The sequence below is a fragment of the Gordonia sp. McavH-238-E genome (assembly GCF_022348225.1).
Taxonomy (GTDB): Bacteria; Actinomycetota; Actinomycetes; order Mycobacteriales; family Mycobacteriaceae; genus Gordonia; species Gordonia terrae.
Genome location: NZ_JAKRFE010000009.1, coordinates 195,386 through 211,677, shown reverse-complemented (window position 1 = coordinate 211,677; position 16,292 = coordinate 195,386). Strand labels below are relative to the sequence as shown.

The following is a 16,292-nucleotide window of genomic DNA, read 5'->3' as shown; positions in this document are numbered from 1 at the left end:
GATTCTGCGATGGAGTCAGGCGTCGATCTGCGCGGTGGCGGTCGCGAAGCGCGCGAGATGGGCGTCGGCGGTGCCGAATTCGTACTCGATCGCGGTCAGTCGCTTGAAGTAGTGACCGATCGCCAGTTCCTCGGTCATGCCCATGCCGCCGTGCAACTGCACCGCGTTCTGGCCGATGAACCGGGCGGCGCGACTGATCGTGGCCTTGGCGGCCGAGACCGCCGCCGCACGCTCGGCCGGGGAGCCGTCGAGGGACAGGATCGCGAAATACTGTGCGGCGACCGACTGCTCGAGTTCGAGGTGCATGTCGACCATGCGGTGCTGCAACACCTGGAAGCTACCGATGGGCACGCCGAACTGCTCGCGCTGCTTGGAGTAATCAACGGTGTCGGTGAACACCTTGCGCATCAGGCCCACGGCCTCGGAGACCACCGCGGCGGTCGCGGTGTCCCAGGCCTTCTCGAGGATCTCGATCGCATTCTCGTCGGCGATGAGCGCGTCGGCGGGCAGGCGCACGTCGGTGAACGTGATGTCGGCCGCCTGGCGGTCGTCGATGGTGCGCAGCCTGTGCAGCTCGAGACCCTTCGGGCCACCATCGGCGAGGTCGACGAGGAACAGCGAGACCCCGGCGGGGTCGTGGGGTTCGCCTGCGGTGCGGGCGCTGACGATGAGGTAGTCGGCGAGCGGCGCCGTGGTGACGACAGCCTTGGTGCCGTTGAGCACCCAGGCATCACCGTCGCGGTCGGCACTGGTCTCGATCCGTGAGAGAACCCCGCCCGAGCCGTCTTCGAGTGCGGCCAGCGCGCTCAGGGCCTCGCCCTCGGCGATGCGACCGGCGGCTTCGAGAGCGGCCGGGTTGCCGGTCGCATGGAGGAGACCCGCGCCGAGCACCACCGTGTCGACGAACGGCTCGACCACGAGAGCGTGCCCGAGCGCCTCGGTGACGACCATCAGTTCCTCCGGGCCGCCGCCGAATCCGCCGATGTCCTCGGGCAGGCAGGCACCGACGACGCCGAGGTCCTCGACGAAGGCCTTCCAGATCTTCGGCTGCCAGCCCTCGCCGACCTTGGCCGCGTCGCGGCTGACCTGCAGGTCGTACCGTGCGTCGAGGAACTTGCCGAGACCGTCGGACAGCAGTTGCTGTTCGGGTGTGAGTGTGAAGTCCATCAGTTTTCTCCTGTGACCCGTCAGAGACCGAGAGCCGCTTTGGCGAGGATGTTGCGTTGAATTTCGTTGCTGCCGGCGTAGATCGAGCCCGCGCGGTCGTTGAAGTAGTGCAGCGGGGCGACGGCCTGCCACGGTTCGCCGCTGACGTAGCCGTCGGTGGGCGGGGTGTACTGGAAGATGGGTCCGCCCGGCTTGGTGGCGTGCGGCTGGAAGACGCGTCCGTGGGGGCCGGCGGCCTCCAGGCTCAGGGTGGTGATCTCCTGGCTCAGCTCGGTGCCGAGGATCTTCAGCATCGATGCGATGGAACCGGGGTCCTTGCCCGAGCTCATCGCGGCGAGCGCGCGGTATTCGAGGACCTCGAGGATCTTCGCGCGGACCTGGAGATCGGTGAGCTTGGCCGCGAACGCCGGATCCTCCGACAACGGGCCGCCGTTCGGTGCGGTCACCGATGCCGCGTCCCGCCCGAGCTGCTCGGCCATGACCTGCAGCGCCGGAGCGGCCGCGCCGCCCCCGCGCTCGAAGACGAGCAGGTACTTGGCGACGGTCCAACCGTCGTCGATCTTGCCGAGGACGTTCTTCTTGGGGACGCGCACACCGTCGAAGAAGACCTGCGCCTGGACCTGCTCGCCGGACGCGAACACCAGGTTCTGCACCTCGATACCCGGCGAGTTCATGTCGATGAGGACGAACGTGATGCCCTGCTGCTTGCGCTCCTGGCGCGACGTGCGCACCAGGCAGAAGATCCAGTTCGCCTCCGAGGCGTGCGTGGTCCAGATCTTCGAACCGGTGACGACGAGGTCGTCGCCGTCGTCGACCGCGGCCATCGACAGCGACGCGAGGTCGGAGCCGGACTCGGGTTCGGAGTAGCCCTGGCAGAAGAACACGCTGCCGTCGAGGATGCCGGGCAGGAAGAAGTTCTTCTGTTCGTCGGTGCCGAACGCCATGATCGCGTGCGACACCATGCGGATGCCCATCGGCGACAGCGAGGGTGCGCCGGCGAGGATCGACTCACGGCTGAAGATGTAGTGCTGGGACTGCGACCAGTCGCACCCGCCGTACTGCACCGGCCACGCGGGAGCGGCCCAGCCACGCTCGTGCAGGATCGCCTGCCACTCCATCGAGGCCTCGTGGTCGGAGTAGACGCTGGTGCGCAGCGTGCCCGCCGCGCGTAGGTCGGGGGTCAGTTTCTCGTCGAGGAACGCGCGGACCTCGTCGCGAAACGCAGCGTCGTCCGGAGACCAGTTCATGTCCATGAGCGGTGCGCAACCTATCTGTAAACGGTTGTGGTCAGATTGGGGTCGAAAGGGAATCTACCCAATGATCGGCGCGGTGCGTAGCCCGCCTCACGTTTCCGGCTTCAGTGTGACGTCCGGAGTGGAACCGCGAGGTGGATCCTCGCCCTCCGCGTCCGGGGTCGTCGTGGGCTCGGCGCCGTCGCCGTCGGGTGCCTCGTCATCGGGCGAGTCCGTGTCATTCGGCTTTCCGCCCGACGACAGCAGCACGTCCGCCCAGCGGGTCGCGGGATCGATGTCGATGAGCAGGGCCTTGCCGAGCAGTGTCAGCGGTACCGCGAGGATCGCGCCCAACGGTCCGATCGCCCAGGCCCAGAAGAGCAGTGACAGAAACGTCAGGGTGGTGGAGAGTCCCACCGCGTCGCCGACGAACTTCGGCTGGATCACCGACTGGATGACGACGTTGATGGCGCTGTAGACGACGATGACGATCAGCATCTTGCTGACCCCGCCGTCGAGCAGTCCCAGCAGTGCGGGTGGGACGAGACCGATGATGAAGCCGACGTTCGGGATGTAGTTGGTGATGAACGACAACAGGCCCCAGAGGATGGGGAGCGGGATGGAGAGCAGGGCGAGGGCCACGCTGTCGAGGACGGCGACGATGAGCCCGAAGACCGTCGACACCCAGAGGTAGCTGCGCGTGCCCTGGGAAAAGGAACGGAAGGCCGATGCGATGTCGGGACGCATCCGGTCCAGGATGTTCATCCGGTCGTCGAAGCCGACCGAGTCCGCCGCCATGAACAGCAGCAGGGCAAGCACCAGGATCAGTGCCGAGGCGACACTGAACGTGCTGGCCAGAACGTCGGTCACCGCGCTCACGACCTTGCTGGTGTCGACGTGGGAGATCATGTCCTGCACCTTGTCGTGGCTCACGCCGTGACTGGTGAGGAAGTTCTGGAAGCTGGTGACGAGGTCGTCGAACTTGTCGTCGTACTGGGGGAGTATCGACGCCAGGCGCGCCACCGAGAACACCAGCGCCGCGAACAATCCGATGAGGATGCCGTAGACGAGGAGCACAGTCGTCACGAAGGCGGCCCAGCGGGGAAATCCTCTCTTGCGCAACCAGGTCGGGATCGGCTGAACGGCGACGGTGAGCATCAGCGCGAGGAAGATCGGCCCGACCAGCGACGCCACCGACTTGATCCCGGCGATGGCGACGACGAGCCCGGCGATGGTGAGGAGCACGATGGTTCCCCGCGGCAGCGTCCAATCGGGCGGATCGACTCGATACGACGGTTGTGGCGGAGTGCGTTTGGACGACTTCGTTCCGCTTGCCTCACTGCGACCGGACATGGTGTGCCGCCTTTCTGGACACGACTGATGTGTCGGAACAGCGGCCACCCCGACGCGCGGGGTGGCCGCCGTCAAGTGTTGACCATTCGACGACCATCCGCGCGCTTTCGGCGTGCTTACGTCTCCGGTTGGTTCTCAGTGACCCTTCCAGTTCGGTGAACGCTTCATCACGAACGCCATGATCCCCTCGAGGGTGTCGCCGCTGATGACCAGCGAGTCGAGCACCGAGGTGCTGGCGTGGACGGCATCGACGGTGTCGGTGATGGCATCGGACTGCTCCATGGTGGCGATCGACGCCCGCACCGACGTGGGTGAGGCGGCGAGGATCTCCTCGGCCACTCCGCGCGCGGTCTCGAGAACCTTTCCGGCCGGGGCGATCCGGCTCACCAGACCGGCGGCGGCGGCCTCGGCGGCCGAGATCCGGCGGCCGGTCAGGATCATGTCGCGCGCGAGCGCAGGTGGGATCATCCGCGGCAGCCGGACCAATCCGCCGGCGGCCGCCGCGAGTCCGACCTTCACCTCGGGCAGGCCGAAGGAGGCGTCCTCGTCGGCCACGACGATGTGGCAGGCCATCGCGATCTCACAGCCACCGCCGAGTGCGAACCCGTTGACCGCGGCGATGACCGGTTTGGGGAGGCTGCGCCGTGAGGTCAGTCCCGCGAACCCGTTCTTCGGGACCGACAGGGCGGCCGGGCCTGCGGTCGCGGCGAGGTCGTTGCCCGCCGAGAAGGCCTTGTCGCCCTTACCGGTCAGGATCGCCACCCACAGGTCGGGATCGGCGAAGTAGGCCTCGAAGATCGAGTCGAGTTCGGCGTTGGCCGCGGGGTTCAACGCGTTGCGTGCGTCGGGGCGGTTGATGGTCACCTCGAGCAACCGACCGTCGCGACGGACCTCGACATGTTCGTAGGACTCGCGGAATGCCGGTGCGACAACCGGATGCCGGGAGTTCATGGCCGCGGCGGTCAGGGCCACCCGGTTGCCCTTGTCGAACGACCGCACGACGATCGGCGTGCCGACGGGGTCGTCGGAGGTCAGGAGAAGGTCGAAGAACTCGTCGTCGTCGGAGTCGAGATTGGCGACGAACCGGGCGCCGAGCCCGTCCGGCGAGGTCGGGTCGACCAGCCGGCCGATGACCACACCGGTGCGGCGGCCGCTCTTCTGCGGGATGACCGTGTAGGTCTCGATGACCGCGGCGCCGTCGGCGTCGGCGATGGTGGGAACGGTTGTCGCCGCGTCGAGTTCGGCCTGGACCGGTCCGCTGGTGTCCGGGCGCCACGGTGCCGGCGTCGTCGAGTACACCCCGGCGGCATGCTTGCTCAGCACCCCGCCGTTGGCGACGACCAGACCGAAATCGCCTGGTGATCGTCGGACCCGCGTGACCACCTCGGCGATCGCGTGCAGGGAGTAGTTGTTGCCCGGGCCGCCGAAGAACGGCAACCCGCCGGTGAGGGTCAGCCCGCGTGGATCGTCGGGCGCCATCCCGATTCCGTCGAGGACGTTGAACACCGCGATCGGGAAGCAGCTGTAGATGTCGACGACCGAGATGTCGTCGAGTCCGAGTCCGGCGACCTGCAGCGCGTGCTGCACCGCAGCCGGGGCTGCGGGGGCGGAGCCGAGGTCGGGACGAGCCAGGACGGGGCGTTCGACGGTCGACGAGTGACCATGCAGGAACACCCATTTCGCGGGATCGATCCCGGCGGCCTGCGCCGCCCGGACCGACATCACGACCACCGCGGCTGCCTGGTTCACCTGATCGCGCGCCACGATGTACCGGGTGAACGGATCCGCCACGACCCGGTTCTCGGGAGTGACCGCGACGAGTTCGGCGGCGGTGCGCGCCGTCGGTGCCGCCGAGTGCGGGTTGGCGGCGGCCACCTGGGTGAAGGGGGCGAACAACTCACCCATGGTGGCGATGTAGGCGTCCCGGCCCAGCCCCGAGGCGTGCCGGCGGGCGTTCTCCAGTAGGGCGTACTGCGGCAGCACCGATGCGAGGCCGTGCCGCATCTCGGCGACGGTGATGATCCCCTTCAGCCCGAAGCCGCGGTCGTCGAGCTGGCCCCCGACCTCTTCGGCGAAGCTCGGCCGCTGGTCCTCCGGCTGGGACATCAGATGGCGGACGGTCGACATCACCTCGGCGCCGAAGACGACTGCGCCCTCGGATCTGCCGGTCGCGATCGTCCCGGCGAGCTCGGTGAGGATCGTCTGCGGTGTCTGACCACCGGTCACCGCCTGCACCGCGCGGCGGGGGTCCACACCGATCCGGTTGCCGACCGCCCGCGGCATGTTGTCCGGACGGCCCAGCGGTGACGACGACAACGGGCTCGAGATCTCGAAGGACCGGATCGCGGCGATGGTGTCGATCGACGCGGCGACATCGCCCCCGGAGTCGGCGAACGCGGCGGTCACCGCCCGGGCGGCGAGGTCGGCCTCGCCGAGAGCCTCGTAGCCGGGATCGGTCAGGCGTTCCGAGGCCTGGCCCACGCCGACGACGACGGGGGTGTTCGGATCGATATCAACGAGCGTTGTTGGCATACCAAACATTGACACACGGCGTGACCGGGGTCTCATCGGAGGTGGTGCACGAACGTCCGGGCGTCAGTGTGCGGTCGGCTCGCCGGGAACGTCAGTGTTGCGGTCAGCGCGGTTCCAACCGTGGTCGGGCGCCGCGGATCGGACCAGACTGTCGCCGACCAGATTGCGATCGAAAGGACCACCGATGACGTCCACCGTGTCCACCACGCCTGCCGGCGGGCCCGCGACCGGCGAGTCCGCCGGAACGACCGACGAGCGGCTCGACGAGGTGTTCGCGCCGATCTTCGCCCGGATCGCCGAGGGCGCGGTACAGCGCGAGGACGACCGCAGGCTCGCACACGACGAGGTCGCCTGGCTGCGGGAGGCGAAGTTCGGCGCGCTGCGCGTGCCGGTGGAACTCGGCGGATACGGTGCGTCGATCCGGCAGTTGTTCCGGCTGCTCATCGATCTGGCTGCCGCGGAGTCCAATCTGCCGCAGGCCCTGCGCGTGCACTGGTCGTTCGTCGAGGACCAGCTGTCCGCACTCCCGGATGAGGCCGCGCAGCAGTGGTTGCGCAAGGTCGGTGAGGGGACGCTGGTCGGCAACGCCATCACCGAGCCCGGCGTCGGTGCCATCGACCGCTATCAGACGCGCCTCACCCCCGACCCGGCGAGCGCGGACGGCAACGGGTTCCGGCTCGACGGCACCAAGTACTACAGCACCGGCAGTCTCTACTCCGATCACATCCTCGTCGCCGCCGACCAGGACGGGGAGCGCGTCTCGGTGCTCGTCGACGCCGACGCCGACGGTGTCACCCAGCACGACGACTGGGATGGCTTCGGCCAGCGCCTGACCGCAAGTGGCACCACCGAGTTCGCCGGCGTCGAGGTCCCGGCCGAGCGTGTCCTCGGTCCTGGCTACGGCGGGGAGGGCCGCACGTACGCGACGTCGTACTTGCAGCTGGTCCAGCTCGCGGTGCTGGCGGGCATCGCGGCGCGCGCCACCGACGACGTCGTGGAGTGGGTACGCAACCGCACACGCACCTTCACCCACTCGACGGCCGACCTGCCACGCCACGATCCGCTCGTGCAGCAGGTGATCGGCCGACTGTCGGCGGCGGCCTACACCGCGCGCACGCTGGTCCTCGACATCGCCGACGAACTCGACGAGCTCGCACTCGCCGGCTGGGAGGACGCCGATCTCCTCGACCGCGTCGAGTTCGACGTCGCCCGTGCCCAGGCCGCGGTCATCCCCGCCGTCCTCGACGCCACCACCCAGCTGTTCGAGGTCGGTGGTGCGTCGATCACCTCCGAACGTCTGCGCCTCGACCGTCACTGGCGCAACGCCCGGGTGATCTCGGTGCACAACCCGCTGATCTTCAAACTGCAGGCGGTCGGCGACCACGTGCTCAACGGCACCGACCTGCCCTACGCCTGGAGCGCCGGACAGAAGTAGCGCGCGCCGCGCCGCTACTCTGGCGGCCATGCACCGGATGGCCGCGGCGGACGCGGCGTCGTACTGGATGTCGCAACACATCCCGAACGACGAGTTCGTGGTGTATTGCTTTGCCGCGCCGCGTAGTCCGATCGAGGACTGCGCGGCGCGACTTCGGCTCCGTGCCGCGTTCGTCGACGATCTGTGCCTCCGGATACGAGAGGTCCCCGGCACGGTCGACCGCCCGTACTGGGAATCCGTACGGCCCACCGACGACCAGGTCCGTGTGGACCGGTCGAGCCGGACGTGGTCGTCGTGCCTGGCCCAGATCGCCGCACTCATCGCCAGTCCACTCGACCCCACGTCGGCGGCGTGGCGGGTACACCTGTTCGGTCCCGTCGTCGACGCCCCGGGCGCCGCGGGCGTGGCCTGCGTCGTCGTACTGCAGATCTGTCACGCGCTGGGTGACGGACGTCGCGCCTCTCGGATCGCTCGTGAATTGTTCACTGCGCCCGCCACGCAACGCGATCCCGGGCCCGCGCGTCACCGGCCGGGTCGCGAGCTGCTGGTCGACGCCGGGACTGTACTCGGTGGTGTCCTCCGATTCCCCGGCGAGTTCGTCGTGACGGCCCGGCGGGGATTCCGCGCGGCGCGGCTCGCCTCGGCGTCCGTGCCGGAAACGCCGGGGTACACACCGACTCCGCTGAACACCTCGCCCGGCCCGCGTCGGACCCTTCGGGTGCTGGTCGTCGAGCGCGATCGCCTGACCGCCCGCGGACAGCCGGTCACGGTCGCGGTGCTCACCGCGATCTCGGTGGCGTTGCCGGAATACCTGGGTGAGACCGGGCGGCGGTTGGGCGTCGAGCTGACGATCGGCCGGTCGGGTGAACCGCGGTCCCGCAACCACTTCCGCAATGCCGGAGTGGACCTGCACATCGACGTCGACGACCTCGACGAGCGCGCGCGACTCATCGGCGCCGACATCGCCACAGCTCGAGCGGCCGAGAAGGACCCGTTGCGGGATGCGCGGCGTCGGGCGTCCGAATCGACGCCCGCGCTTCTGGCCCGATGGGGGATCGACGCTTTCGACCTCGACACCCCGCCCGAGACGGTCACCGGGGTCTCGGTGGTGTCGTCGGTGAACCGTGGCGCCGCCGACCTCGACCTCGATGGCGGCGAGATCCTGTTCACCACAGGCTTTCCCGCGCTGTCGCCCGCTCAGGGCCTGACCCACGGCGTGCACGGGATCGGCGATCGGATCGCGATCTCGGTGACCACGAGCCCCGACGTGATGGATGACGTGGACCGGTACGTGGAGCTGCTCGCCCGGGCGGTGGGTAGCTGAGGTCCTCACCGCCGCCGCAAACCGGCGCCCCCGCGCCCTTCGAATTCGACATGATCTGCGCAGCCGACCATAGCCAGATGTCGAGGACTGCTCGTCGGGCGCGATTTCTTGTCGGTGGTCGGGTCTATCTTGGATGTATCAGGTGGACCGGTCAACCAGGCCGGGCGGCAACGACTTCGGGGGTAGTCACTGTGGGGGCATGGACCGATCTGCCGGGCGAGTTTCTCGCCGGGGTCGATCCAGCGCGCCCGGCCGATGCCGACACCGCCACCCACATGCAACGTTTGGGATCGATCCGTGCCGGGGAGTCGTATCTGGCGTGGTGCCGCTATCAGACGATCCTGGTGCTATGCGACCGGTCATTGAATTCGGTTGGCAACAGCTACATCTCTGACGGTTTCGGTGACATCGTCGCCCGGGTCTCGCGGGAGGCCGGGATCACCCGCTACGGCGCCGGGGTGCTGGTCGACGAGGCACTGTGTCTGCGTGACCGGTTGCCGCGGGTGTTGGAGACGTTGCGCGACGGCATCATCGGGCCGCACCAGATCCGCGAGATCATCGGCCGTACCCACCTGGTGGCCGATGACCACCTGCTCGACCCCGCCGACCCCGCCAGTCGTCGGATCATCGAGGTGCTCGACGAATCCATCGCCGACCTGCTGCGCTCTCGGTCCGGGTCGTGGTCGACGTCAGGTTTGCGCGACATGATCGACCGTCTGGTCTTCGGCCATGACGCCGACGCGGTCCGCGAACGGCGCCGCGAGGCGCTGGACAACCGTGGCGTGTGGACCGAGAACCACGGCGACGGGACCGGTGAGATCACCGCGGTCATGGCCGCCGAGAACATCCGGGCTTCCAACGCCTCGGTACGTGAGTTGGCCGCATCCGTCTGCGACCGCGATGGCCGCACCCTCGGGGAACGGAAGTCCGACGCCATGTGCGCGTTGCTCACCCGAACGGCGTTCACGTGCGCGTGCGGACACTCCGACTGCACCGACCACCGTTCAATCCTGCCGCCCCCGCCGGTGCGACAGCTGGTACCGAGATCGTGATCCATGTCGTCACCGACGCCGACACCCTGGCCGGCGGCTCCGGACCCGGTTGGGTCGACGGGCACGGGGTGATCTGCGATGAGCATGTGCGCGATCTCGCCGCCCGGCCTGACGCGACGATCCGGCCGGTCACCCCGGTGCGTACACCACCCACCCGCGTCGCCGCCGATGGTGCGAGCGCGCGGACCGCGAATGCCGCCGCACCACGGCAGGACGTCGAGAGTGTCATCGTGTTCCCGGGGGCATTGCCCGGTGACCCGTACCGGCCGACGAGTGCGTGTGCCGAGTTCGTGCGGGTACGGGACGGCTACTGCACCGAACCAGGGTGCACGCGTTCGGCGTTCACCGCCGACGTCGACCACGTCGCCGAATACGACCACGCCCGGCCCGCCCGCGGCGGCGCGACCTCGAGTGAGAACCTCAACGCCAAATGCCGCGCCGGTCATCTGCACAAGACGCACGGTGACTGGACCGACGTGCAGTACCGCGACGACGAGGGCCGTCTGGTCACCCAATTCGTGACGCCGGAAGGTTTCGTGATCCCCGGCGCGGCCGAAACTCTCGAGGATCTCTTCCCGAACCTACGTCGTATCCGATTCGAGCAAGCCGCGAAAGCACCCCCGACACCGCGCATCATCGTGCCCGACCACCACGGCCGACCACCACGCACGATCACCGAACGAACCGCCGCGAAACACGCGAAGCGGCGAGAAGAACGTGCCCGCAACAAGACACAGCGCGACGCGAATCGACGGGCCCGGACCGAAGCAGCCCACCACCAGCCGACAACCCACGACGACGAGCCCCCGCCATTCTGACCCGGCGCTCGGCGTGGCCTGTGGTGGCTAACCCCGCGGGTACCCGTTCGTGTCCGCCGGGGCGTCTCCGTGTCCGTTTCCGCCCGACCCCTTCGGCGGACGGGTGAGGCGTTTGGGAAGTCGTTCGGCGAGACCGCCGAGCGGTGCGACCGATTGGTTGAGCAGGTCCACGGTCTCGGCGAGTTCGTGGACCGTCTCCTGCATGGTGATCAGGGTCGGGCCGAGTTGTCCGATGACCTCGGTCAGCTCGGTGATCCGGTCCAGCGGCCCGCCGGGTGCGATCGCACGCTCGACCGCACCGTTCTCGCCCAGGAGCTGATCGAGCAGGCCGTCGTCCTCCGCGAGTCGGTCGAGGATGCCCCCGGCCGCGGTCACCTTCTCCAGCACACCGTCGGGTGCCGTGAGCTTGTCGACGATCCCGCCCTCGGAGGTGAGACGTTCGAGGATGCCCTCGTTCTCGGTGAACTGGTCGACGACGCCGCCCGGGCGGGTCAACCGGTCGAGGGGGCCGTCCTTGGCGGTGAGGCGGATCAGGATGCCTCGCTCGTCCGCCATCTGATCGAGGAGCCCGCCTTTCGCAGTGAGCTTCTCGAGCGGGCCGTCAGACGCGGTGAGCCGGTCGATGACGCCGCCCGGGTTCAGCAACCGTTCCAGCGGACCCCCGCTGGCGAGGATGCGTCCGAACGGCCGGTCGGGTCCGAGCAGCTCGGACAGCTGGTTGAGCAGGGCGAGCGGCGTGCGGGCGCTGCCCAACTCGTCGGCGTCGACGCCGACGGCCAGCGCGAGCTCATGCTGGACGCTGCCGGCGGTGATCCGAGCGATGGTGACGGCGGATTCCGCGGCGCTCAGCACCACGCCGGTGACGGCGAATCCGACCCGGAACGGCATCTCGACGAGAGCACGGCCGGGATCGAGTGCAGCCTGCCGACGCTCGACGGCGCGCCGACCGGGGACGGGACGGTCGGACAGCGACCGATCCGGAAGGGACTCCATGGTGTCCGACCCTAGGCCAAGGGGTGTGCGTTCGGGGCGAGGGTTGCGCGATCCGGCGGGCGGTGTCGCCCTAGGAGTCGGCGCCCGAGGCCTGCGCAGCCTTGGCCGCCTTGGCGGCCTTCTTGAAGTCGCGGACCTTCTGCAGCGAATCCGGGCCGGTCACGTCGGCGACCGAACGGAACCCCTTCTTGCTGTAGTCCCCGGCGACCTTGGTCCAGCCCGACGGCTTGACGTCGAGCTGCTTGGCGACGAGGGCGACGAAGATCTTGGCCTTCTGGTCGCCGAAACCGGGCAGTGCGCGGAGCCGCTTCATGAGGTCGGCACCGTCGGCGGCCTCGGTCCAGATGCGCGCTGCGTCGCCGCCGTATTCGTCGGCGACGACCTTCGCGAGTGCCTGGACCCGCCCGGCCATCGAGCGTCCGTAGCGGTGGATGGCCGGGGGAGTGGCGCACAGGTCGGCAAACGCCTCGGGATCGGCGTCGGCGATCTCGACCGGGTCCATCGTGCCGAACCGGTCGCGGATCTTGGCCGGCCCGGCGAACGCCCGCTCCATCGGGAACTGCTGGTCGAGGAGCATTCCGGTCAGGAGGGCGAACGAATCGCTGGAGAGGAGTTCGTCGGCCGCGGGTTCCTGGGCGATCTGGATCTTCGGCATGGGTCGATTCTGGCAGACGGCACCCGTGCGCGGCTCTAGACTGCCTCCATGATCAGCGGGGAGAACACGGGCGGCGTCGAGAACAGCAGGCCACGGCGAGGGGGCTTCGGGGCGGGGACGATCGCCATGGTGGTCGGAACCGTGATGGGACTGGCGGTGTCGCTCTTCGGTGTTGGTGTCGCCACGGCCGCGCCGGCCGACGACGGGGCGAACTACGTCACCACGCTGCGATGCGACAGCGTCAACCCGTGGCCCGCGGGCACGGTCAAGGTCCGCGTCGACGTGTTCAACCAGATCCGCCACCCGGCCGACGGACTGCCCGGTCCGGTCATCGCGCTCATCGGCACCGACCGCGCCAAGCGCGTCGCACTCGAATACACCTACGAGGTGTCGGTGTCGTGGCGGAATCTGCGCACCGGGCGGACGGGTGTGACGACGGTTCCCGGCCGGGGTTACACCGTCAAGTGGCAAGTCGACATCCATCCGGGCAGCGGTCCCGTGGCCTTCACGATCCGTCAGAAGATCGGCGCGCTCGCGTTCTTCCCGATGACCAATCCGAAATACTCGTCGTGCTCGGGTCGCGCCGTCGCATGACCTACCGGTCGGCGAGTCCGCCGACCAGGAGGTACTGCGCGGTGAAGTAACTCGCGAGCACCCAGGCCTCACCGGCGACCCGTAGTCGTGGATCGGTGACCAGGTGCCGTCGATTGATGATCGCGAGGTCCGAGAGCAGGAAGAACCACCCGCCGGCGCGCAGGCGCGGCTGCGGCGCGGGCACGTCCGACGCCAGCGCCGACATGGTCGCAAGCGTGTTGCCGTACGTACCGAGCACCGGCAGCAGTGCCGGACGGTGGCGCGCCAGGACCGTCGCCGACTCGGCCAGGATGCTCACTCGCGGCGCGAGCGTACGGACCGACGGCCGGGCGCCTGCGCGCCACATCGCAGTCGCGTAGCTCAGCTGCGCACCCGCGAAAGACGCTGCACCTCTGCGCAGACAACGATCCTTCGCCACCGGGTCGTCGTGTTCGAACTCCTCCCGCAGCATGAATCGGTCGCCGACCGCCGAGAAACCGAGAACGGCTGCCAGTGCGACGGTGTCGGCGACCGGACGACGCCGCGAACCGGCGGCCACCCGTGCCGCGAGCAGCGCGATCGGCAGCGGCTTGGTGATCTCGGCGCTGCGTCGGTCACCGACCGACCCGCTGATCGTCGCTGCGGCGGCGGTGGCCGCATAGGCGATCCGGAATGCACGGTTCACTGCAGGATTCGGGCGACGAACCCACGGATGTCGGTGTCGGAGAATCGTTTCGACTGCGCCCCGTCGAGAGTCAGATACGTGCGTGCCGACACCTTGGCGTCACCGCCGCGTGCGTCGTTGAGGTACTTGAGCGTGAGCGGTACGACGACGGAGGTGTCCTGCAGGGTCTGCGTCATCAGAACCGGACGTTCGAAACCACGGGTCGGCAGGTCGGTCGCCTTCGTGAGCAGGGAGGTGAGTTCGGTGTTCCCCGACAGCGGCTTGGTGAATAGCGAACCGATTGCGAGACCATCCACTTCACGGACGAACTCGGTCACACATGATGCGGCGGCCCTGGTCATCCACTTCTTGCCGGCGTCGGTGAGGTAGGCGTTCACGTCGATGTCCGGGTGCGCGTTGCGGATCGCACTCAGCGTGTACAGCGCGTCGGCGGCCAGTCCGGACGGCATCGCCGCCGAGGACGGGCCGAGATTGGCCACCAGCGAACCGAATTGGGCCGGGATCGAGCTCGCCGCGGCACCCTTGAAGTCGAGCTTGCCGCCCTGGATGGTCGGCGCCAACCGGGCGAGCGTGATCGCGGCCGCCGCTCCCTGTCCCTCGCCGACGACCGCCCACGAGCGCGACAGGTTGTCGGCGATGTCCCGCGAGGCGCGCACCGCGTCGACGATGTTGCGTGCGGTGGCCTCCAGGTCGTAGTACTGCGGGGTGCCGGGCGTACCGACACCCGCGTAATCGGTGCTGACGACGGCATATCCGCGTCCGAGCCAACGCTTGAGTTCCTCGGTGTCCTCGGCGGTGGGCCGCGTCGACGGCGCGCACTTGTCGGCGATACCGCGCGAACCGTGCGCCCAGGCGACGATCGGCCAGCCGCCGGCGGGCGCGCGCCCGCCGGGCACCATGAGCACGCCGGAGGACAGGTGGGCCTTGCCGTCGGCGCCGGTGCTCCAGTAGGTGAAGTCGTTGCCCGAGGCCGCTCCGGCGACCGTACGAGACCGGGGGAGTTCACGATTGGCGTAGACGGCGCCCGGGGCCTGTCCGGGACCACGCGTGTCGACGGTGCCCGCGTTGTCGTCGGCGGGGGCACTGTTGTCTGTCGACGACGGTTCCGCCGTGCCTGGTGTCGAGGTGCTCGGGGCCGGTTCGGCCGCGGCCGTGGCCGTCAGACCGGCGACGGCCGGAGCCACGACGATCGTGAGAGCCGCTGCGGCCGCGAGGGCGCGGGTGAGGTGGGCACTCCGGGGTTTCGAAGTGTTGCCGTGGGGGTTCATGTGTCAGTTCGTTCTGTGAGGTGGGTCGGTTACCGAAGGCGTTGTCGCTCAGGCGTTGACGACGCCGACGGCCGGCAGGAACCAGCAGTTCTGGGTGCCGTTGCTCGCGTTGCCGAAGACCGCCGACAGGATGGTGCCGCTGCCGGTCTTGACCGGTGCGAGCCGGACCCCGGACAGCAGGGGCAGCGCGGTGAGCGCGGTCCGGTCGGTGATCGGGTCGAGATCGGCGAAGCCGCCCTGCAGGGTGCTCGTGTTGAACCAGGCGACCTGCATCTTGCCGCCGCTGCCGGCCGTCGGTGAGGCGGGCACGAAGGCGTAGGCGGTCTCGCCCTTGTCGACGAGGTTCAACTTCTCGGGCAGCTTGACGCCGGGGATCATGTCGAGCAGCGGCTTGAGCTGGGTCAGCGGATCGGTCTTCATCGGCCACGGACCTGCCACGGCTCCCGCCCCGGCGGTCACGAGACCGAGCGGGTTGTCGGCGGTCGGCGCGGTGCAGAACGGCGACACCGACGGGGTGAGCGTCTGGATGCCCAGCGTGCGGAGCAGGGCGATGGGATCGGTCGGCGCGGCGGCGGGCGTGGCGCCCGGGGCGGGGGCACCCTCGGCGGCTGCCGGGAGCGGAAGGGCTCCCGCACGACCGGCGATGTCCTCGACCGACAACTGGCCGGCGCTGCCCATGATCGTCTGTGCGGCCTGCACCGCGATCTGGTCGACGCCCGCGGCCTTCAGCAGGCGGACCGCTCCGGCCAGCTCCGCGTCGAACGGGATCGACAGCGCACCGAGCATGTTGGCGGGAACGAGCGGTTCCGCGGCTGCGGGTGCCGACGTTGCGGTGAGGGTGGCCGCCGCCATCGCCACACCCATGAGACCGGCGCCGCAGCGCTGGATCGCGCGGCTGCGAGTGACGCGACGCGGAGCGTCGGAACGCGTGAACCGAGACGTGAGGGACATGGCTCTCCTTGTGGCAACCGGCCTTGACGACCGGATGGGCGATCGAGCACCCCGCCACGTGTGGCGGGTGTGACAGGTGGGACTCAAGTTAAAAGAGACCATGTCGGTGTCGGCCCCGGCAAGTTGCGAGTCCGACCTGTGACACGGGCGCGATCGGCGAGAGACCGAACCCGCGTCGAGCTGCGTGTTCGAAGTGAGCGCCCCACCCCCCGGCACGACGAAGGCACCCCGGCGATGAGCCGAGGTGCCTTCGT

General features: G+C 68.9%; 12 protein-coding genes and 1 pseudogene. 4 read left to right on the top strand and 9 right to left on the bottom strand.

Translation table 11 applies throughout. The annotated features are described in order from the left end of the window. Window positions 1-15: 15 nt before the first annotated feature. The 4 genes from MHN80_RS15850 to MHN80_RS15835 all read right to left on the bottom strand — a co-directional run bounded on the left by MHN80_RS15850 (window position 16) and on the right by MHN80_RS15835 (window position 6,293). A complete protein-coding gene (locus MHN80_RS15850) occupies window positions 16-1,167 on the bottom strand; it encodes an acyl-CoA dehydrogenase family protein (protein ID WP_239402587.1) in 1,152 nt (383 codons plus the stop codon). Between the two features lie 20 nt (window positions 1,168-1,187). After that, window positions 1,188-2,420, bottom strand: coding sequence for an acyl-CoA dehydrogenase family protein (locus MHN80_RS15845; protein ID WP_004022519.1), 1,233 nt, complete (start codon window positions 2,418-2,420; stop codon window positions 1,188-1,190). Window positions 2,421-2,510: 90 nt separating this feature from the next. After that, the gene (locus MHN80_RS15840) at window positions 2,511-3,752 is read right to left on the bottom strand and encodes an AI-2E family transporter (protein WP_239402586.1); all 1,242 of its coding nucleotides are present in this window, start codon (window positions 3,750-3,752) and stop codon (window positions 2,511-2,513) included. A 135-nt stretch (window positions 3,753-3,887) separates the two neighbouring features. Further along, a complete protein-coding gene (locus MHN80_RS15835; RefSeq protein WP_374206369.1) occupies window positions 3,888-6,293 on the bottom strand; it encodes an acetyl-CoA acetyltransferase in 2,406 nt (801 codons plus the stop codon). 175 nt (window positions 6,294-6,468) lie between these two features. Here MHN80_RS15835 and MHN80_RS15830 point away from each other — a divergent pair, with 175 nt between their 5' ends. The 3 genes and pseudogenes from MHN80_RS15830 to MHN80_RS15820 all read left to right on the top strand — a co-directional run bounded on the left by MHN80_RS15830 (window position 6,469) and on the right by MHN80_RS15820 (window position 10,913). Continuing rightward, complete coding sequence (locus MHN80_RS15830) at window positions 6,469-7,719, top strand: acyl-CoA dehydrogenase family protein (RefSeq protein ID WP_239402584.1); 1,251 nt, start codon at window positions 6,469-6,471, stop codon at window positions 7,717-7,719. Between the two features lie 28 nt (window positions 7,720-7,747). Continuing rightward, window positions 7,748-9,043, top strand: a complete 1,296-nt coding sequence (locus MHN80_RS15825) for a wax ester/triacylglycerol synthase domain-containing protein (RefSeq protein ID WP_239402583.1) — start codon at window positions 7,748-7,750, stop codon at window positions 9,041-9,043. A 191-nt stretch (window positions 9,044-9,234) separates the two neighbouring features. Further along, window positions 9,235-10,913 (top strand): annotated as a pseudogene (locus MHN80_RS15820) (DUF222 domain-containing protein). Between the two features lie 27 nt (window positions 10,914-10,940). On the opposite strand, the gene MHN80_RS15815 reads toward MHN80_RS15820, so the two are convergent. Beyond that, window positions 10,941-11,906 carry a hypothetical protein gene (locus MHN80_RS15815; RefSeq protein WP_239402582.1) on the bottom strand — a complete coding sequence of 322 codons (966 nt, stop codon included), beginning with the start codon at window positions 11,904-11,906 and terminating at the stop codon, window positions 10,941-10,943. Window positions 11,907-11,976: 70 nt separating this feature from the next. After that, window positions 11,977-12,561, bottom strand: a complete 585-nt coding sequence (locus MHN80_RS15810) for an HhH-GPD-type base excision DNA repair protein (RefSeq protein WP_064571144.1) — start codon at window positions 12,559-12,561, stop codon at window positions 11,977-11,979. Window positions 12,562-12,609: 48 nt separating this feature from the next. Here MHN80_RS15810 and MHN80_RS15805 point away from each other — a divergent pair, with 48 nt between their 5' ends. Beyond that, a complete protein-coding gene (locus tag MHN80_RS15805) occupies window positions 12,610-13,155 on the top strand; it encodes a hypothetical protein (RefSeq protein WP_033203995.1) in 546 nt (181 codons plus the stop codon). A 1-nt stretch (window position 13,156) separates the two neighbouring features. Here the strand turns inward: MHN80_RS15805 and MHN80_RS15800 are convergent, their stop codons facing one another. Genes MHN80_RS15800 through MHN80_RS15790 form a run of 3 tightly spaced genes read right to left on the bottom strand, consistent with a single transcriptional unit; the run spans window position 13,157 to window position 16,038 of the window. Next, a complete protein-coding gene (locus MHN80_RS15800; RefSeq protein ID WP_239402581.1) occupies window positions 13,157-13,819 on the bottom strand; it encodes a lysoplasmalogenase in 663 nt (220 codons plus the stop codon). Beyond that, entirely contained in the window at window positions 13,816-15,087 is a 1,272-nt protein-coding gene (locus MHN80_RS15795) for a S9 family peptidase (protein WP_239402580.1), read from the bottom strand. The genes MHN80_RS15800 and MHN80_RS15795 overlap by 4 nt, the downstream gene beginning before the upstream one ends. A 48-nt stretch (window positions 15,088-15,135) precedes the next feature. After that, the gene (locus MHN80_RS15790) at window positions 15,136-16,038 is read right to left on the bottom strand and encodes a hypothetical protein (protein WP_004022507.1); all 903 of its coding nucleotides are present in this window, start codon (window positions 16,036-16,038) and stop codon (window positions 15,136-15,138) included. Window positions 16,039-16,292: the final 254 nt, after the last annotated feature.